Genomic DNA, 17,810 nt, shown 5'->3' with positions numbered 1-17,810 from the left:
GTCACTTACCCAGGTGCTTACGAACCGCCGCCGAGGTCGGGCCAACGGCCTTGACCGCTTCCCTGAGCTGCGCAGCCGTGGCGCCCAAGGCCTTCGTCCAATACTGGAGCTCGTATTCCTCATTGACGTTGATGCGATCGCGATCGGGTGATCCAGTCTTCTTTTTGTCGTCGCTCATGGTGTTGTTACTCCTTGGCAAGTAGCCCGTTTCTAGCCCTGCGCCCGTCGGGTCCCCGTGAATTGACGTTGCCCACCCCTTCACACCTACTCCTCCGGCAGCTCGTCGCCACTTCGCTGCATCCATATAAGGTCCTAGCTCGACTAGACACACCAGCAGGCAAGGCCGGGCAAGGGCACTGCTTAAAGGCTTGGTGAGCGTGGCACTTGCAGACGATCGACCAGTTCGGGGCAGAAGGCGGGGCATGCTCCGCGAAAAGATCTCGGGGAAGGTGACTTTTCGGATGGAGCGATCTGGTCGCCGCAGGTTAATGCAAATCTTCCGAAATTCAGCCCGCTTGGACTGTAGCAAGCATTCCGCTTACCCGCCTCGCCGCGCTTGGGGGGGCTAAGGCCACGCCATGGATATAGACGAAGCAGCCATCAAACTTCGCCGACGCTAGTTGCATCCCTTCCGCGCGAGACATCTCCCTCTTGAGGGCCTTCAGCCACCGCCTAGGTACCGGGGCGTCAAGCTCCACCACTACGCCAGCGCCTCCCACCTCAACCGGCACTGCTTCGACGCGCACGACTTTTGGCGTTGGAACAGGCTTAGATGTCGCGACCATGGCTGCTTCCTCCGGATAGAAGGAGGAAATTATGTGCAATGGACGCCAATGCCGCGTTAACCCACAACGCAGCCGACCTTTCGGAAACGAAAAACACCGGCAGCCTCGGGGTAAGCGGCCTACATCCGATGACGCTGCGGCGTGCGCGTCGCGTGAGCCAGAGACCGTCCACTGCCTTAATGTGCGCCATTCAGGCAGACCTGCGCGCCCTCTTGACCGGTGTCTTCTTGGGAGAAGCCTTCTTGAGGGAGGCCTTCTTGGCGGCCTTCTTTGGCGGCGCACGCTTTTCCTCCTCCTTTCCCGATTTTGCTTGAGCCTTGGAGGCCGTCTTTACGGGAACACTCTTGGCGGGCGTGCGCTTGTTCGTCTCCAGGCTTTTCTGCAAGAGAGACATGAAATCAACCACGTTCGTGGCGGTGTCTTCTTGATGCGCGGGTTCTTCAAACTTGGTTGTGGCGCCTACATCTTTGACCCGCTTTTGAATGATTGCCGAAAGCCTTTCGCGGAACTCGTCGTGATAGCTCTCCGGGGCCCACTCGCTGGTCATCGAGTTGATCAACTGCTTAGCCATCTCCATTTCTTTGGGAGCGATCCTGTAATCACCCGTCTGTCCAGCCGGCAACTTGTAGTCATCCGGTGCTACCAATTCCTGAGGATATCGAAGCAGGATGAGGACCAAGGCGTCACCTTCAGGCATGACCGCGCACAGGTATTCGCGGGTGCGAATCACCACTCGGGCGATACCGACCTTTCCTGTGTCCCTCAGCGTTTCCCGAAGCAAGACATAGCCCTTCTCGGCCTTCTTTCCCGGGACCAGGATGTAAGGCTTTTCGAAGAACCGCAGACCGATGCTGGATGCGTCGACGAACGCCTCTACGTCCACGGATTCGTGGGTCTCGGGGGCCGCAGCGGCAATGTCTTCCTTCTCCACGACAACGTAGCTTCCCTTGTCGTATTCAAAGGCTTTGACAATGTCCTTCCACGGTACTTCTTCGCCGGTGTCAGCGTTTACCCGCTCAAATCGAATCGGCTTCTTGTCTCGGGAGTCGAGCATCCGGAAGCTGAGATCAGTTCGGCGCTCCCCTGACATCAGCGATACCGGAATGTTGAGGAGACCAAACGACAGCGATCCACTCCAGATAGGCCTGGCCATAGCAATCCTTGTGGCCGTGGTCCGGCCGTTCCCTCCTTCTATCGCCCCTACCGTCGCGTATCCGTGAACGGTGCGCCAAGGCGTGGCTCACCGCAGAAACCAGCCTTGCCGAGAGGGCGGCAAGAGCGGGCGTTTGACTGGCCACTCCCGCCGACAGATCCCTGGAAGGACCACCTTCCTGAACTGTCGCGATCCACGTCCCAGTCATCGCTTCCCAAGGTCTCTTCCAAATCGCTTGAGCAGCTCACGGCTTGGTAGATGGCGTCTGCTACTGCCTCCATCTCGTGGTCAAACCAACGACAACCGTCGGGCGAGACCTTCGTCGGCCCGTCCCCTAGTCCCGGGAATCCGGGCACCAACTCCTGAAGATGCTCCGCCGCGTCACGCACCGTAAGACAGCGAAAACCCTTCATTGAGGCCCAGATCTCAAGTCGACGCACGATGGCAGGAGTCATGACCCGGCCCTCATTCCGCTCAGGAGTTCAGCCTCGTTCCTCGGCTGTCACAGTCAGGCGATAGCAATGTAAAAAAACCTTAATTCGCGGTTTGGGGCTGTGAACCGTGACGTGGCGCACACGGACCTGAACTATTTAGGTTCTTGCCCTTTCTTTGCCATAACGCTCACCAAGCGAAGACGAGAGAGTTCCTATGGTCCTGCCACCACCCCTCGATGAATGAGCAAATGGGAAACGTCTTTTTTAACCGGGTTGCTTGCAGCGTTTCCAAGGCTTCCGGATCGCTGAGTGCATTTGTAGCCGCCTTGGGTGTTGTCGTCGTATGGGCAGGGAGCGGCCCGCTGTTTCGTTTCAACAACACTTGGCAGCTGGTCATCAATACGGGCACGACGATCGTAACGTTCCTGATGGTTTTCCTGATCCAACACACCCAAAACGCAGACACTGCGGCCATTCATATCAAGCTTGACGAATTGATCCGCGTCACGCACAACGCGAACGACGAACTGCTCAATCTGGAGGAAATGGACCAAGACAGGTTGGAGGAGATCCGCCAGCGTTACGAGCAGCTCGCAAAGACCGCCGCTCACCTGAAGGCCAAGAAAGACCGCTGCATGCCTGGGGCGTGCGAGGAAGAGGAACCCGCCGGTGTGTAGTACCCCTTCACGCCAACCCGATCGAAACTAACGTCGCGAAGCATAGCGTCTAACACCCACCCACTCTAGGAACCGCTGACATGGCGATTAAGACTGCCGAAGACCTCTTCATCCACGAGTTGTCTGACATCTACAGCGCTGAGAAGCAGCTCACCAAAGCCCTGCCTCGCTTGGCTCGTGCGGCCTCCAATCCGGACCTTGCCACCGCCTTCGAGACTCATCTGGAGGAAACGCAAGGGCAGATCGAGCGCATCGACAAGGTCGTTGAACTGCTGGGGATCCGTCTCAAGCGCATCAAGTGTGCCGCGATGGAGGGGCTTGTCGAGGAAGGCAAAGAAGCGATCGACAGCATTGAAGAAGGGCCGGTCCGCGACGCGGCCTTGATCGGCGGGGCGCAAAAGGTGGAACACTACGAAATTGCATCCTACGGCACCATCGCCGCGTTGGCCAAGCAGCTGGGCTACAAGGCCGCGATTCCGCTTCTTCTCGAGACCCTTGAAGAAGAGAAGGCGACCGACGAAAAGCTAACCCTGCTGGCGCAGTCCGGCGGGAACGCGGCTGCTGCGGCCGCCTAGTTCCGAGCGCTGCCGCACCGCTGCGGCAGCATTTCGTGTTGCCTGCACTTTTCAGGAGCCAGCCGTGGAAAGAGATCAAAAAGACCCGCCTCTTCCGGGGGAACACAGCGCGAAAGAAACGCCTCAAGAGCAACGAGCCCGAGAGGCACGCACCCACCGCAACCATGAGGAGGCGTTGGAGGAGACATTCCCAGCGAGCGACCCTATCTCACCGTTCGTGCCTGCCAAGCCGCCGGCGGAGGAAGGTGATCCTAGCTCGTTGGAAGCGGAGAACGCTGGCTATAACCAGCGCGGTCACAGTAAGGGCGGCAAAGCGGGCGAAGGCGAGGCTGAGGGCATCCCGGAGCGCTCTGGAAGCACCCAGCCCAACTTCGGGCAAGTCGGCAGCACAGGGAAACCACCAGGCTTCGGGAGCTGATCATAAAAGGTGGCGGCACGGTGTCGCCTTTCCTCAAAGCCACGGCGCCCCTACGCGCAGCGGATTCAACACCCTGCGGCCTAGCAACCGCACTATTTGGGCAGCACCGGTCATGTGGAAGAGAAACGGATTATCGATAGTTTTGCTTTTTCTGCTCCTGTGCTTCCTGGCGGGACAGGTCTGGACCGGTTTCTTGGCGCACAATGAGGAGTTGCGAGAGGCGCACAGGCCGCTTTTGGGCCTGTGGCAGTATCTGCACAGTGGTCACTTCGTCAGCGCTACCTTTGAGAATTGGGAAAGCGAGTTCTTGCAGATGGGGATGTATGTGCTTCTGACCGTCACCCTTCGCCAAAAGGGATCAGCAGAGTCTCGGCCCTTGTCGCCCGATGAGGAGGAGGAGCGTGTAGAGGACGGACCTACGCCGTGGCCGGTTCGTCGTGGGGGCGTGTGGAAGGCGCTGTATGGCCATTCCTTGGCGATCGCCTTTGGCCTCCTATTTGTTATGAGCTTCTCTCTTCACTTGGCCGGCAGCTGGCGCGCGGAAGTTGACGAAATGCTGTCCAAAGGACTCCCTGCTCCGACATGCTGGGAGCACCTTTGGAGCAGCAGCTTTTGGTTTGAGTCGTTCCAAAACTGGCAGAGCGAGTTCCTCGCCGTGTTGTCGCTGGTGATATTGACGATCTTCCTCCGTCAGAAGGACTCGCCTCAGTCCAAGCCCATGGCCGCACCCCACAGCCAAACGGGCGATTGAACGACTTAGGAACCCCCATGAAGAAGCCGATGCCCGCCCTGCTGATCGTTGACATGTTTAGCCGATTTGATTTCCCCGAGGCGGACCTGATCCAGGACAGCGCTCTGAGCGCCGCAAAGGCTATCGCCCGGCTTCGACAGCGCTTCAAAGACGAAGAGAAGCCGGTCATCTACGCCAATGACAACTTTGCAAATTGGCAGATGGATTTCAAAGAACTGGTCCAAGAGTGCTTGGTCACGGACGGCATCTCCGCGAAAATTGCGACGCCGCTCCGTCCCAGCGCGGATGACTACTTTGTTCTGAAGCCCAAGCACTCCGCGTTTCTCGCAACCCCCTTAGCTGTCCTTCTCGCGAAGTTGGGATGCAATCAGTTGGTGGTGTGCGGGATGGCCGCAGACTCCTGTATAGCCTCGACCTGCTTTGACAGCAATTCCCGAGAATACGAGACTGTTCTTGTTCCCGAGGCCGTCGCCGGAATAGGAGCCAGGAAGGCCAGAGCGCTGCAGCTGCTCGAAGATGCTCAGGCAGCGAGGCTCGTGCCGATAGAGCGCTACCTCCGCTAGGACCAAGGCACGTTGCCGGCGAATGCCCGTTGCCGGCGATCCAGGCAGGCTTGGACCGAGGGGCCTCCGCCAGCCGGGGAGAACATCTGCCCCTCATCTCCTGACAGCTCCGTCTTCCTTTGAAGGAGGCGCTTGATGGGGACTGCAACAGGTGGCACATTTTCTCCTACCTTATAGGAGCAGACCGTTGGAGTTCGAAGAAGAACAGCTTGAATTGATGGCTGACCTCAGCATGGTGGCGCAAGGGTTCCGGCCCTCCCCGTCACGATCGATGGAGCTCGTGGCGGCGGGCTTGGTGTGGGTGCTCATCGCCAAACCACCGCAGCATGGCCTCACAGGCTTGGGCAAAACGAGGTTAGTGTCCCTCGTGTGCGACGGATCCCGCCTTGACCCTACCGAACTGGCCGCGGTCGCAGAGCGCCTTACGCCTTCTGTCACTGACTTTGCTGCGGGGACGGCCTTCTTGGATGAGCTCGAATCCCAAGCCAGATCTGGTCAAAAGCTGCTCCCCAGCTTGGAGCAGGGCACTTTCTTGCTCTGGCTGCTCGCTGAGATGCCCAGCACTGCGTCGGCCCCCGCCCCACCTTCTGATTCTCATTGCGGAGAGCCCCTGACCTGACCCTTCCTGGACGATGACCGGGTCTGCTAGCGTGGCAATCCCTATGGAGGAACACTGAAGTGGACATGGTCTGGACCCCGCCCGAGGGAAAGCAATTCGGCAATCTTGTGCTGGCCGACGAGCACACCCTGGTCGCAGAAGGGATAGCGAAGTTGCTGGAAGATAGCTTTTCGAGGGTCTCGATTGCATCAACGGCCGACCGCTTCCGAGAGGTTGTCCGCAATGTCCGCCCGAGCCTGGTCATCACAGACCTCTACCTGCCAGGCTCCGGCTGCATCGAGCTGATGGAGGGAATACTGCAAGAGCAACGAGCACCAGCTTTCATGTTCCTTCCTGCAGAGGCTGACTCAGATACTGTAGCGAGGGCGATGGCGGCCGGCGCGAAGGGATTCCTCCATCGGCGCTGCGGAAGCCAAGAGCTGTTCCGAGCGATCGATTGCGTCATGGGCGGCTGCACGTATGTGGCTGCAAGCTTGCTTGTCTCGCCGGCCGGTGCGCCCAAAAGGCGAAAGGCGATGCTAACCACCAAGCAGCTACAGGTCTTGGAGCACGTGGCCTTGGGCATGAGGGCGCAGGAGGTCGCGCAAAGGCTTCACCTTTCCACCCGGACTGTGGAATCGCACAAGCGCGCGATCATGCGCCAACTTGATGTACGCAGCTCTTTGGAAATGGTGCGGGTAGCACGGGATGAGGGAATTCTCGCGTAGGAGCTTTTGAGCATAAAAAAAGGCCCGACACAGACGGTCGAGCCCTGACACCATCAGGCAAGGAGAACTTACTCTTCCTCGTCTTTGCTGCCCTGCTCGCCCGAACGCTCGCGTTTGTCGTTCTGGTCCTGCTGCTGCTGCCCCTGGCGCTGGGTGTCACGATCCTGCTGCCCCGGCTGGTTCTGCTGGCCCGGCTGGTTCTGACCCGGATTCGGACTCTGCTGATTCTGATTTCCCATGATCGTTCTCCACGTTCGGCGTCACCATGAAGCCGATGGGCCCACCGTACTACTCAAATGGTTAGGACACCGTGGCGTTCACCGTCGCCGCCTAGACGCGCCCGGCACTTTTTTGAACTGTTCACGTCCTCTCGTGGGACCCCTACCTAGTCGGCGGCGCGTCGACCGACCAGAACTCGTACAGCAGTCGCAGCGCTGGGTTCTTTTCTCCATCCTCTTCTAGGTAGGGATGACTGCGCTCGTTCCATCGGGCGGCCTCAATGCGTTGGATCAAAGATGCATCGGCGTGCTGACACGCCATTGACCAGTTCCAAAAATAACGCTCGCTCACTTCTCCACTGAACAGCACGCGGATATCGGCGTGGCGGCTCGACCTCTTGATGCGATCAAAAACAGAAGCGACGCCCTCGTCTGGGCCTTCAAGGTATTGAAGAAAGCTCGTGCCGTCATATAGCAACACCCCTGTGACATCGGCTATGCGGTTCTGAGCCGATGCATCAACGAGGATTGCTTCCAAGTCCGCGTTCTGGAGATCGGATGAGGAACGGCTCGCGTAAGCCAAGGCAAAGATTGGTGTACTGTCAGTCATCAGCAACATGATATCGCAGGGATCGCAGACCTTGGACCCTCACTCTCTTGCACCGTCGACGTCGCTGAATTGTTCACAGAAGAGCTATCCACGAATTGATCCTAGCGGCCAAATGTTGATCATATCCGTAGCCCGCGCGTTCGCGTGCTGGGACGGCCCATACGGGAGGACGTGTTGTCATGTTGGTCACTGACAGATTTATCATCACGAACGTCACCGAGATCAAACGCTTGACTGCCAGCGAGCCAACGCATGAAATGGGCTGGCAAGAAGCGATTTGGCTGGGCGCCGAGAGCATGGATGCGGAATGCCTGTCGTGCCATGGGCGGTGGCTTGCTGTGTCAACGGGCCCCTCCCAGTTCGAGCGGCACGATGGCGCCACAGTGGTGCGCTGTCCCAGGTGTGGCGCCACAGAGGCCGTTCTGGATCGGGCGCTCCGTGACGAGGCAACCCTCTAGCTGGAGGGGTTTCGGTCGACCCGTTGTCCTTCCTCGCACACCGCTTGTGCGAAGAAGAAAAAGGACTCCGGAGATAACGCCCTGCGAGAGTCCGCGGAGGCTCGCTGTAGGTGGGCTGCAACCGAGCAGAACTTACCTGGAGTACGCCGTGTGATTTCATCGGATATGCTCCAAATTGGTGCTATAGATCTAATCCACCGTGGACTGAACGCAGCGCGACCGCTATGAGCTTACCTATCACCGATGCCCAAGAACGGATGGCGGTCTTGGGAGCGATGCACGTCTTAGACTCGGAGTCCGGGCCTTCTCTAGACCGCATCACCTCACTGGCGGCGTTTGCCTTTGGGGCACCGGTTGCGTTCGTCTCGATACTTGAGTCAGACAAACAGCGCTTTATCTCTCGAATCGGCCTGCCCGTGGCGGAGACCGACATCAGAATGTCGATTTGCGCGCACGCGATTGCATGTAGGGATGTCATGGTTATTCCCGACTTGCTTGCAGATGAGCGCTTCAAGAGCAACCCTCTGGTGGTCGCCTCTCCGCACCTTCGGTTCTACGCGGGTGCACCGCTGGTCGCTAAGAATGGAGTAGCGATTGGAGCCATGTGCATCATGGACACCCGGGTCCGGGAATTTTCAGAAGCCGACCGCGCCCAGCTCTCCACGCTTGCCCAACTGGTGATTGGGCAGCTTGAACTGCGGAACATGTCAGGCCGCTTGGAGCCTGTCAGCGGCATACCGAATCGACACCAGTTCCAGATCGACTATGACGCCTTGGCCCAGCGACACAGCGGTCGGCGTATGTTCGCGGTCTTGGTCGATGTGTTTGACATCCCGCGAGCGAACGAAGCCGGCCAAGCGTTGGGTATGCGTCCGCTGGAAGTATTGATTCGGCGGGCCGCTGTGAGACTCAAGCTCGCCTTGGAAGGCTTGGCCGACGTCTACCACGTCGGAGTCACGCGGTTTGCCTTCTTAGTGGAGTTTTCCAGCGCGGCGGAGATGGAAGCGCTTGTGGATGAACTCCGGCAGCGAATGACCCGGCCACTAATGGCCGCTGCCGTTCCCATGTCCCCCCGCTTCCATGCAGGGGTGTGCGCGGTGACACTGGGCGAAGACACCAGTGACGATGTCATTCGGAAGGTGCTGATAGGACTCCACCAATCGTTTGAAGCCCGACATCCTTTCGCGTGGTATTCGGAGCAGCGCGACACCAAAATGCGGCGTGGGTATCGCTTGGCGGCCGACGCCGAGCGAGGGCTTCGAAAAGACGAGTTCTATATGGTGTATCAGCCGAGGTATCGCGCCTCGGATCTCCAGCCCGTCTCGGCAGAGGCCCTGCTCCGGTGGACACATCCTCGGCTCGGCCCGGTGAGCCCAGGCGAGTTCATCCCGGTCTTCGAGCGAACTGCATTGATGCAAACGGTAACGCCGTGGGTGCTCGATGCAACGCTCGATCAACTTGCCGCGTGGAGGGGGGCAGGCCATTTCTTGGCGCTGTCCGTCAACCTTTCGGGTGCTGACTTGTCATCTGAAGATGCTTGGAATAGGCTGCGCGGCAAGCTTCACGCTCGATCGCTCCCGTTTGATTGCATTGAGATCGAAATCACGGAAGGCGAATGGCTGCGCGCGGACTCTGTCGCCGGACGCCAAATCAAAGCAATGGCCGAGGCCGGCATCAAGATTGCGATCGATGACTTTGGCAGCGGTTATAGCAATTTTGGTTATCTGTCTGATCTGCCCATCGATACCATCAAGATGGACAAGTCCCTCATCGATAACCTAGAAACCGACCCAAAGGCCAAGCCAAAGGTAACGGCCATCATCAACTTGGCGCGAGAGCTTGGCTACCGCACCGTGGCCGAGGGCGTGGAGACGCCCGCCCAGTTGCATTTCCTGCAGGCTCAAGGATGCGATCAGATCCAAGGTTACCTCCTATCTAAGCCGGTCAGCGCTGAGGCGCTGCTCAAAGTGTTTGATAGGGCTTTGGATGGGCGAGGCCCCCAGGCCTCCTCCGAGATCGCGTGAGACCCTAAGGTGCGACGTTCGTGGTCTATGACGTGGAGGCGAGGGTCAACTCTCCCCCTGACCCGTCCGCCGGTGACGCCAACGGAGCTCCACACGATCTCCAAGACCGCGGCTTGTCGGCCTCAGCGTCCCACTCGCCCGTCCGTGCGCTTTTACGTCAACGCCTAGATTTGTAACGCTGGCATCAAAGGTGCTGAGGAGCGGGTCTGCTCATCGGCGCAGGCGGCCGCGCGTGCGGCTTTGGAAGCCTTGGGCTTCTTCGGCGCTCGGGTTGGGGTCGTCTCCTTTGTGGAGGCGACCAGCCGCGCTACCCGGTTGTGAGTGGCCGAGCCAGACGCTGAGCCGAAGCCGACAAAGAAGAGCCAGTAGCCATCCAAGCGTACGGCCACCTCCTCCATCCCAGGCGTTGAATCCACGATATCGCGCAGATGGTCAACCCATTCTGATGAGGGCTCCCGGTCCAGCTGGGCCACGACGGCCACCTCGCCAGCGTCCAGATCCATCACTTCAATGCGGAGAACTTCGGGAGCAAGGGTGGCGGTTGCCATGGCGGGGGCCTCTGTCGGTCTTTGCCGGAGTATCCACAGGGCCTGCCAACGAGGTGTCAACTTCCGATGACCGGAGCGTCAACGGCCCGGGCAGGACCGAGTGCCACAAAAGCTGGGGCCCGAGGCCCAGCTGCATTCAAGCGGCACGTTCCTTAGCCATGCCACCCAGGACGGGGCCCGCGGCCAGGCGACGTCCAGAGGAGTCGGTCAAGGGCTTCCCGCGGCACCCATCCCGTAGTCGTTTGACAGGTGCATCAATGTGGAGTCAAGCGGCCTCATCATATTCCTTGCCCCAGCATTCCCGGCCCACTGGCCACGCGCCCGCACCAGCACCAGCACCGTGGCGCAGCAGACCGATCAGTCGACGCCCGAAGGGGTGCTTGCGATCAGTCAATTCAGAGGGGGCTGCGCAAGCTTCTTTTTGGCCTGGAAGAAAGGCTACTGTGATTACGGGGCATGCCTTGCGCGGCGACCAGGAAACCAAACGAACCTGCCCTCGCATCGGCAAGTGCGCGCCATCCCACCGACCGCCCCCCCTCTTTCGAAGGGATGTGGGGAGTGTGGAGGGGCGACCAACATGAACGGATGAAGTGAGACACCCGTCCCATGACCTCGGTGAAGAAAAACTGCAATTGGGGGAGCCAGAGGTGCTGAAGGCGCTGGAAGTGCGCAGGCTGCGGGTTGGATTACACCCAGATGGTTGAGGCGATCTGACGGGAACGCCGCACGGCCTCCCCGGCCAAAACTTCGGCCTCAAGCAGTGCAAGCTCCAACGAAGGAAATGGACGATCCAAGTCGGCGATTGCCACACCGATGTCGGGAAGAACCGCGAGCAACAACCATCGATCAGGGGCGTCCCGCCAGATCTCGGCCGTGTATTCCACCCCTTCCGTCGTGAGGCGAACGGAATAGAATCGCTCGTCTGAATGGTGTGTCCCCACGCGCCCACCTCCAAGCAACTTCCGGCCAAGGCCCTTCGCCCTGTCGCCGCCATGTCATTCCAATGATTGTACTGTCCAACCAGTGTTGGCCGTCACATTAAGGATGGCCTCTTCTCCGCCGGCGGCGTCCCAAATATTAAGCAGCCCCTTGTTGATCTCCCCGGCAACCTTCTCAAGCTCGATCAGGTTGTGCAGAGGGCGGAAGTGCCGCTGGACTGCGGCGTGCGCGTCAAAGTGGGGGTCGGCGTCCTCATCGACCGCCAACACCTCATCGACCAGCTGTGCCGCGGCGCTGGGTGCCAACAGAAGCGCTCTGGCCTCGAACAGAGCATTGACGTGGATCCAAGGCTCTTCCCGGTAATCGACCTGCACCCCCACTTCCCGCCCGATCAACTCAAGCTTTCTCAGGACCGCCTTGTTCGCCAGCGGTCTTGCCCCATCGGTCCAACGGTCAGGAAATAGACCGGGACCGAGCGTTTGACAGAAGGCTTCTACCGCCAAAGCAGTGAGAACCAGCGCTCCCGTCACCACATGTAGTTTCGCAGCCCCCTGCTCGCGAGCAGCCCTCCTGAGGGTGCGAGCGGCATGATTCATCTCGGGCCATGGGCGGTAAGACGCCTCCCCCACCACCCGCGTGTTCTTCTTCATGTTCAACTGCATGCCCCCCTTCTGGCGGCGGGAGTATGCCAGAGCCGATTCGGCTTCTCATCTGCGGCAGCTGCACCGCCCGCGGGGAAATGTGACGTAGATCGCGGCTCCTGTCAGGGACTATTCCCAACAGCTTCCGTCACCGGAGCGCCGCAGCGCCCGACTCCATAAACCTCCAGCGCCATCGTTAGGCTCCCCACTTATCAATTATCCGAGGAGCGGATCAGCTACACGGGCGGCTGTAGCAGCGCTCAGGATCCCAGCCACCCGCTCGTTTTGGCTGCGGGGGGAGCAGCGGCTCGGGAGTGCCCAAAGGCCTTCTCTGTTTTGCTCAGCCGCCCAGTCTTCCCCGCTGAGAGACACGTAGTGAAGGTGAGGCCGCCGCGCCGCGCGATGGATTGCGTCTGCAAGTGCTTCCATTTCGTTGCCAAACCACCGGTAGCCGTTGACGCAGATCGCCAAGGGCTGGTCCGCTGGGTGGGGGTAACGGGGCAGTATCTCTTGGAGCTGCTGCTGCGCTGCGCCAACCGTCAGGTGGCGGAAGCTGGGCAATGCCGCCCAATGAGCCATAGCGGAGAGGGCGCCGGGGGTCATAGCGAAGGTCCAGTCAGGCAGGAATGAGCGGCAATAGTCCCGCCGCGGAAGTACAGGCCCCGTGATCATCCCTTACCGGGCCTCAGCCAACCGGAATCATCCCATTGGCGTCGATGCGCGGCAGCGGCAGCGAGGCGGAGATCCCGGCATCTCTTTGGCCCTAGGTCCCTCTAGCGCCTTGGCCAGGCCTGGGGGCGACCAGGGCCTTGCTCGGATGCCCAATAGGCCTTCGCCGTCAGAACGCTTCCGCCAAGCGGGACTACTCTGAAGGACGCTTTGCCATCGCTTCGAGCTCTTCGAGAACTGCTGCCAGCCCCTCGTTGCTGTCCAAGGCAAGGCCGTAACGACTGCGGCGAGCTTGGTCGCGCGCGCTTATCCAAGCCCGACCCTCGCTCCCTAAGATGAAGTCGGTCGCATCCATCAAGCACTCCAGCCGACCAGCCCTCGCCATGCGCACCAGCTCCGCGTCGTAGGCTTCTGCCAACGTCATCCTTCCTATCAAAAACGACTGCCGAGGATTTCCGAGTCTGGCCCCGTCTCCTTGGAATTGCACAATAAGCGACTCCAGCAGGTGGCCCGTATCTAGGAGCAGCGCCCTTTCATCCTCCAAGGGCTGGCCACGGTCGCCTTCATTGGGGCTTAGGATGGCTTCGCCCGCCCGTTTGAACAGAACAACTGCGCGATCACGCGCCCGTTGGCACAGCGTCAGTCTGTCGCTGTCGGCGTAAGGATTTTTCATGGCCGCGGTCCTAAGCCTTGGTCCTTTTCACAACGTCAACCGGCGTGGCGAAGCATGCCAGCACCTACAGCCCAGCAACCTGAATAGGGACGTAGAGTCGCCACGCGTTCAACTTACGACCAACAGCGCCGATGTATCAAGCGAACGAATGCGTTACCGGAGTGGTCCGTCAGAGGGGCCAAGAACCTGGGCAGCAGCGTCTGGACTCCGGCGGGGAGCAAACTGGGCCCCCGCCGCCCCATGGAAGCGGGGCGTCTGTGCTCGGGGCCTGCCCCATTGGGCCGAACTCAAGGGAAGCAGCCAGGGGCGTGTCGGGGCCCCCGATCCTCTTGGGCTCAGTAACGGCACGCGCAGTCTCCAACACAGGTGAGCAAATACATGGGATGCGGCTTACCGGCTTCCCCCTGAACAAACAAAGTGCTATCAAATATCAGCGTTGGCGAGTACCTCCAAGCACAGCCATTGCTTCCGAAGGCTTAGATAGATGCGCAAACGCAACAGAACCCACGATGGCTTGGCTTTGGCAGCAGCCGTTGGGCTGTCCATGCTGACGACGCTCCTGATCACGCAGGCCGTCTTGTACGTCCAAGACCTCGAGCGCGCCACTGGGGCCGCCAAGCTGGCATTGAGCCAGGCCGAGGTCATAGCAAGAAGCAGCTCTGCGGCCGCCGTGAAAGCCCAAGCAGAACGTGGGGACGACTGCTCTGAAGATGACCTGCGCAATCTGAAATCTATTGCCTTTGGCTCGAGCTACATGAGCGACGTGGGCAAAGTCAGGGATGGCGAAATTATCTGCACCGCCCTGTGGGGACTTCTGAAGGAGCCTATGTTGCTTCCTCCCCCACGGTTTGAGCGGAATGGGGCGCGGATCTGGCGATCGTCCGATTTGAGCAATTCACCCTATGTGGGCACCAACGTCGTCGTCCGAGGGAACGTCGCCACAGTCACCTCTCCTTCTGCATTCGACAACGTTGATCCCTCTCGGACGAGCACCATCGTGGTCACCACCGCCAACGGAGCCTACACGTTTAAAGCCGTAGACCCAGACCCACGTGCGGTCCGCGCAGGCCGGAAGGACACAATTCAACGGGCGGTATGTAGCGACATATCGGGGGTGTGTGCAACCGTGACTTCCCCACGCACCGGCCTGTGGGCGCTTCCCCCCCACTTGTTGGCTTGGTTTACGGGGCTGGGTTTGATCATGGGCCTCTGCCTGGGGTGGCTAGCTGTGCGATACCGAAACTTAGAAAGGAGCCTGGACCAGCGATTGCTAAGCGCCATCCAGAATCGGGAGCTAACGATCGTCTTTCAGCCGCTACGGCGTATTTCCGACGGCAGCTTGGTTGGCTTCGAAGCGCTTTGCCGATGGCATGCATCGGCCAACGAAGAGATCGGCCCCGATATCTTCGTGCCGCTGGCGCAGGTCAACGGATTTGGTCCGCTGCTCTCGCGGTATGTTCTTGCGACATCGCTCGACGAAATCCAACCATTGCTATGTTCGGATCAGGAGCTGTACGTCTGCATTAACGTGGAACCGGAAGACATCGCTGACCCGTCGTTTCCCCGTTACGCCTGTAGCCAGGTTTCAGGGCGTTCCCTGCTGCCGTCCCAGATCTGCTTCGAGGTGACCGAACGCAACGACATCGTGACGCCCGAGTTTTTCGACAACATGGCAGCGCTTCAAAGAGCCGGGTTCCGATTCCTCATCGATGATTTTGGGACGGGGCATTCCAACTTCTCACATTTGGCACGGACCGGCTTCAACGGCATCAAGATTGATCGGCTGTTTACGGGGGCAATCACGACCGATTCACCGCTTCGGTCGGTATTGCCGGCCGTCTATGAGTTAGCGCTCAAGCTGGATCTTGACGTCACTATTGAAGGAATCGAAACGCATGCCGAGGCAAGCCTGCTCCGAAACTTGGCCCCAAAGGGCATCGGGCAAGGTTGGTACTTCGGCAAACCGGTGAGGGCCGACAGCTTGGAAGCGCTGCTTCCGGCCGATGCTAGCGAAGGAGCCTAAATGCCCTGCTCACCGGCCCTCCACATCGCTTCCACACCGATGCTGCAAACATCCTTATCAGCTTTGCAAAGTCCGCCACAAAGCAAGGCCAGCTGTGCTCCCTGGATTGCCTGCCCGCCCCTTCTCCCCTCAGTAGGCTGCGGTGACGTCTCGGCAATGACGTTCCTACCCAGGCCGTCGTGACCAGTGGGCGCGGCTTTTTTGTTGCTGCAGAAGAGCGGGAACGCAAAACGCCAATGCCTGCTGCCTTGGCGGGTTCCCAAGCGCTGGGGGCAACTAAGCCTTGAGTTCAATCACGAATTTTTTTCAGAATGCTCGAAGGACGGCTGTTCACCCCCAGCTGTCCACCGTACGCTTAAGGTGGCCCGAACTGACGGAGTTCCGCCAGACGCTTTGCGGTGGACTCTAATTGTTCGCCCTGGCGCCATTTGACCAAGAAGGGACGCAGGCCGCATGCGGCATTTTGCAAGGCACCTCAACCTACAACGCCTGATCGTCGGATTGGCCTTCTTGTCAGCGGGGGTCATGTTGGCAAACGCGGTCTTTGCTGCTTACCAGGTTCAACGCGAGCAACTCATCGCCAGCGCCCTTGAGTCCAACCGGGTCTACGCCCACAAGCTCGCGCAGACCACCCACAACTTCTTGGTATCAACGCAGCAGCAACTTGACTACAGCGCGCGCGTCATCGGGACAAGCGGCATTGATACGGAAATCGGCGCATCTGAGGCACATCGGCTACAGTCCCAGACCAACGCGTTCAACTCGGTGATCGTGGTAGACCGCCAGGGGCTTGTGAGGGCGGCCTCCCCCGCCTTGCCCCAGATCGAAGGCCGGGTGCTCTCGAGCTTGGCAAACTCCTTAGCAATCGCCAGCCGCGCGCCCTTGGTGAGCAACCCGTATGTTTCTGCTACCGGCAAGTTGGTGCTGACCATCTCCCAGCCCATCTTTGACCCGTCGGGGACCTACCAAGGCTATATCAGCGCGTCCATCCACCTGAAAGAGCCCAATGTCCTTCACACCCTCCTTGGAACGCACTATTACAAGGATGGCTCGTATCTCTACGTTGTGGGTCAAGACGGCAAGCTTCTGTATCACCCCGAGCCCGATCGGGTCGGCCAGTCCGCCCTGAAAAATGAGGTGGTCAGAGCGGTCTCGCGCGGGGAGGCCGGCGCCATGCCGACGATTAACAGCCACGGCGTGCACATGTTGGCAGGGTATGCCCCCATTCCCGCAGTCCACTGGGGCATCGTTTCGCAGCGGCCCGTAGAGGCTACCCTTCAGCCGCTCAAGCGCTTGACGAACCTGGTCCTCTTGAACGCGGCACCTTTGGGATTGCTGTCGCTGCTCTTGATCTGGATCGTATCCCGCCGCATCGCGCGCCCCCTTTGGCAACTTGCGTCCACCGCGCAGAACAGCGACGTATCACAAGCCATCTCGACGGTGACGGCCGTGGACACTTGGTATTACGAGGCGGACCAACTGCAGAAGGCCGTGCTCATCAGCTTCAACGCATTCAACGATCGGATTGGTCGGCTGGATCGCGCAGTACTGACTGACCCCCTTACGGGCTTGCTCAACCGGCGCGGCTTGGAAAGAGCACTGGAGATCTTGGCGAGCTCCAATACCCGCTTTGGGGTCATCGCGCTGGACATTGATCACTTTAAGAACGTCAACGATATCCACGGACATGAGGCCGGCGACGTGGTCATTGCCGGCGTGGCAGACTTGATGCGACAGAACTCAAGGGTGGAAGACATTCTTTGCAGGATTGGTGGAGAAGAGTTTTTGCTATTGCTGCCAGACATCAGCGCGGAAGTCGCCGAGTTCGTTGCCGAGAGGCTTAGAAAAAGCATTCACGATCACGGCTTCCCCATCGTCGGCAGCATTACCGCCTCAATGGGCATCAGCCACTTCCCCGAGACGCACGAGGATGCCGACCATGCCATTCGGCAGGCTGACAAAGCTCTGTACAAGGCCAAGGGAGAAGGACGAGATCGGGTGGTGACCTACCGCCGCAGAAGAACGGATCGTTGAAGTCAGAAGGCGGGGCCGCAACTGGGCTAGGCTAACTGCGCCTGGTTTCCTGCGGCGACCATGGATCTCCGATGGACATGACGCCTGTTCAAGCTCTTGGCTGTCGCGGCCAGCATTGCCCAGTTCTCATGCGAAAAGTATCCGCCTTGGCATGATGCAGAGTTTGCTCGGCAAGGATTTGAAACCCCGATAGATCCTTGCATAGTCGGCTCCCGCCGCGGCACATCGCTTTGAACTCCAGCCGGTTGAACTCCAACAGGTTTAGCTCGATAAGCGCTCTCCTCTTGACCG

15 protein-coding genes are annotated in these 17,810 nt (G+C 59.5%); 8 read left to right on the top strand and 7 right to left on the bottom strand.

The window, feature by feature from the left end; translation table 11 throughout:
- Position 1: 1 nt before the first annotated feature.
- Positions 2-178 carry a DUF3606 domain-containing protein gene (locus tag ACPEH1_RS03595; protein ID WP_350463504.1) on the bottom strand — a complete coding sequence of 59 codons (177 nt, stop codon included), beginning with the start codon at positions 176-178 and terminating at the stop codon, positions 2-4.
- Positions 179-975: 797 nt separating this feature from the next.
- On the bottom strand, positions 976-1,938 hold the full coding sequence (locus ACPEH1_RS03590; RefSeq protein ID WP_350463505.1) for a Ku protein: 963 nt from the start codon (positions 1,936-1,938) through the stop codon (positions 976-978).
- Between the two features lie 670 nt (positions 1,939-2,608).
- Here ACPEH1_RS03590 and ACPEH1_RS03585 point away from each other — a divergent pair.
- The 5 genes from ACPEH1_RS03585 (at position 2,609) to ACPEH1_RS03565 (ending at position 6,682) form a co-directional block, all read left to right on the top strand.
- Positions 2,609-3,049 carry a low affinity iron permease family protein gene (locus tag ACPEH1_RS03585; protein WP_226956667.1) on the top strand — a complete coding sequence of 147 codons (441 nt, stop codon included), beginning with the start codon at positions 2,609-2,611 and terminating at the stop codon, positions 3,047-3,049.
- Positions 3,050-3,129: 80 nt separating this feature from the next.
- On the top strand, positions 3,130-3,624 hold the full coding sequence (locus tag ACPEH1_RS03580; protein ID WP_152153263.1) for a ferritin-like domain-containing protein: 495 nt from the start codon (positions 3,130-3,132) through the stop codon (positions 3,622-3,624).
- Between the two features lie 530 nt (positions 3,625-4,154).
- Complete coding sequence (locus ACPEH1_RS03575; protein WP_152153265.1) at positions 4,155-4,793, top strand: DUF6766 family protein; 639 nt, start codon at positions 4,155-4,157, stop codon at positions 4,791-4,793.
- Between the two features lie 17 nt (positions 4,794-4,810).
- Positions 4,811-5,356, top strand: coding sequence for a cysteine hydrolase family protein (locus tag ACPEH1_RS03570; RefSeq protein ID WP_423715251.1), 546 nt, complete (start codon positions 4,811-4,813; stop codon positions 5,354-5,356).
- A 684-nt stretch (positions 5,357-6,040) separates the two neighbouring features.
- Positions 6,041-6,682 carry a response regulator gene (locus ACPEH1_RS03565; protein WP_152153269.1) on the top strand — a complete coding sequence of 214 codons (642 nt, stop codon included), beginning with the start codon at positions 6,041-6,043 and terminating at the stop codon, positions 6,680-6,682.
- Between the two features lie 68 nt (positions 6,683-6,750).
- Here the strand turns inward: ACPEH1_RS03565 and ACPEH1_RS03560 are convergent, their stop codons facing one another.
- Positions 6,751-6,921, bottom strand: a complete 171-nt coding sequence (locus ACPEH1_RS03560; protein ID WP_423715250.1) for a hypothetical protein — start codon at positions 6,919-6,921, stop codon at positions 6,751-6,753.
- A gap of 142 nt (positions 6,922-7,063) precedes the next feature.
- Positions 7,064-7,519, bottom strand: coding sequence for a BLUF domain-containing protein (locus ACPEH1_RS03555; protein WP_152153273.1), 456 nt, complete (start codon positions 7,517-7,519; stop codon positions 7,064-7,066).
- A gap of 673 nt (positions 7,520-8,192) precedes the next feature.
- Between ACPEH1_RS03555 and ACPEH1_RS03550 the strand changes: the two genes are divergently transcribed.
- Positions 8,193-9,992, top strand: a complete 1,800-nt coding sequence (locus ACPEH1_RS03550; RefSeq protein ID WP_229296552.1) for a putative bifunctional diguanylate cyclase/phosphodiesterase — start codon at positions 8,193-8,195, stop codon at positions 9,990-9,992.
- Between the two features lie 164 nt (positions 9,993-10,156).
- On the opposite strand, the gene ACPEH1_RS03545 is transcribed toward ACPEH1_RS03550, so the two are convergent.
- The 3 genes from ACPEH1_RS03545 to ACPEH1_RS03535 all read right to left on the bottom strand — a co-directional run bounded on the left by ACPEH1_RS03545 (position 10,157) and on the right by ACPEH1_RS03535 (position 13,462).
- Positions 10,157-10,540: a hypothetical protein gene (locus tag ACPEH1_RS03545; RefSeq protein ID WP_423715249.1), complete on the bottom strand. Its 384-nt coding sequence runs from the start codon at positions 10,538-10,540 to the stop codon at positions 10,157-10,159.
- A 995-nt stretch (positions 10,541-11,535) separates the two neighbouring features.
- Complete coding sequence (locus ACPEH1_RS03540; RefSeq protein ID WP_423715248.1) at positions 11,536-12,129, bottom strand: hypothetical protein; 594 nt, start codon at positions 12,127-12,129, stop codon at positions 11,536-11,538.
- An 853-nt stretch (positions 12,130-12,982) separates the two neighbouring features.
- On the bottom strand, positions 12,983-13,462 hold the full coding sequence (locus ACPEH1_RS03535; protein ID WP_423715247.1) for a hypothetical protein: 480 nt from the start codon (positions 13,460-13,462) through the stop codon (positions 12,983-12,985).
- A 484-nt stretch (positions 13,463-13,946) separates the two neighbouring features.
- On the opposite strand from ACPEH1_RS03535, the gene ACPEH1_RS03530 reads away from it, so the two are divergent.
- On the top strand, positions 13,947-15,485 hold the full coding sequence (locus ACPEH1_RS03530; RefSeq protein WP_423715246.1) for an EAL domain-containing protein: 1,539 nt from the start codon (positions 13,947-13,949) through the stop codon (positions 15,483-15,485).
- A gap of 453 nt (positions 15,486-15,938) precedes the next feature.
- Positions 15,939-17,519 (top strand): sensor domain-containing diguanylate cyclase, encoded by a 1,581-nt coding sequence (locus tag ACPEH1_RS03525; protein WP_423715245.1) that lies wholly within the window; start codon positions 15,939-15,941, stop codon positions 17,517-17,519.
- Positions 17,520-17,810: the final 291 nt, after the last annotated feature.

The organism is Stenotrophomonas sp. NPDC077421, from assembly GCF_049545505.1.
In the GTDB taxonomy this organism is placed as follows: domain Bacteria; phylum Pseudomonadota; class Gammaproteobacteria; order Xanthomonadales; family Xanthomonadaceae; genus Stenotrophomonas; species Stenotrophomonas nematodicola.
The sequence above is the reverse complement of the archived record's forward strand: the minus strand, read 5'-3'. Positions and strand labels throughout refer to the sequence as shown.

Coding starts and splice junctions, on each gene's coding strand:
- ACPEH1_RS03595 (WP_350463504.1), bottom strand. CDS start 178: ATGAGCGACGACAAAAAGAAGACTGGATCACCCGATCGCGATCGCATC.
- ACPEH1_RS03590 (WP_350463505.1), bottom strand. CDS start 1,938: ATGGCCAGGCCTATCTGGAGTGGATCGCTGTCGTTTGGTCTCCTCAAC.
- ACPEH1_RS03585 (WP_226956667.1), top strand. CDS start 2,609: ATGAATGAGCAAATGGGAAACGTCTTTTTTAACCGGGTTGCTTGCAGC.
- ACPEH1_RS03580 (WP_152153263.1), top strand. CDS start 3,130: ATGGCGATTAAGACTGCCGAAGACCTCTTCATCCACGAGTTGTCTGAC.
- ACPEH1_RS03575 (WP_152153265.1), top strand. CDS start 4,155: ATGTGGAAGAGAAACGGATTATCGATAGTTTTGCTTTTTCTGCTCCTG.
- ACPEH1_RS03570 (WP_423715251.1), top strand. CDS start 4,811: ATGAAGAAGCCGATGCCCGCCCTGCTGATCGTTGACATGTTTAGCCGA.
- ACPEH1_RS03565 (WP_152153269.1), top strand. CDS start 6,041: ATGGTCTGGACCCCGCCCGAGGGAAAGCAATTCGGCAATCTTGTGCTG.
- ACPEH1_RS03560 (WP_423715250.1), bottom strand. CDS start 6,921: ATGGGAAATCAGAATCAGCAGAGTCCGAATCCGGGTCAGAACCAGCCG.
- ACPEH1_RS03555 (WP_152153273.1), bottom strand. CDS start 7,519: ATGTTGCTGATGACTGACAGTACACCAATCTTTGCCTTGGCTTACGCG.
- ACPEH1_RS03550 (WP_229296552.1), top strand. CDS start 8,193: ATGAGCTTACCTATCACCGATGCCCAAGAACGGATGGCGGTCTTGGGA.
- ACPEH1_RS03545 (WP_423715249.1), bottom strand. CDS start 10,540: ATGGCAACCGCCACCCTTGCTCCCGAAGTTCTCCGCATTGAAGTGATG.
- ACPEH1_RS03540 (WP_423715248.1), bottom strand. CDS start 12,129: ATGAAGAAGAACACGCGGGTGGTGGGGGAGGCGTCTTACCGCCCATGG.
- ACPEH1_RS03535 (WP_423715247.1), bottom strand. CDS start 13,462: ATGAAAAATCCTTACGCCGACAGCGACAGACTGACGCTGTGCCAACGG.
- ACPEH1_RS03530 (WP_423715246.1), top strand. CDS start 13,947: ATGCGCAAACGCAACAGAACCCACGATGGCTTGGCTTTGGCAGCAGCC.
- ACPEH1_RS03525 (WP_423715245.1), top strand. CDS start 15,939: ATGCGGCATTTTGCAAGGCACCTCAACCTACAACGCCTGATCGTCGGA.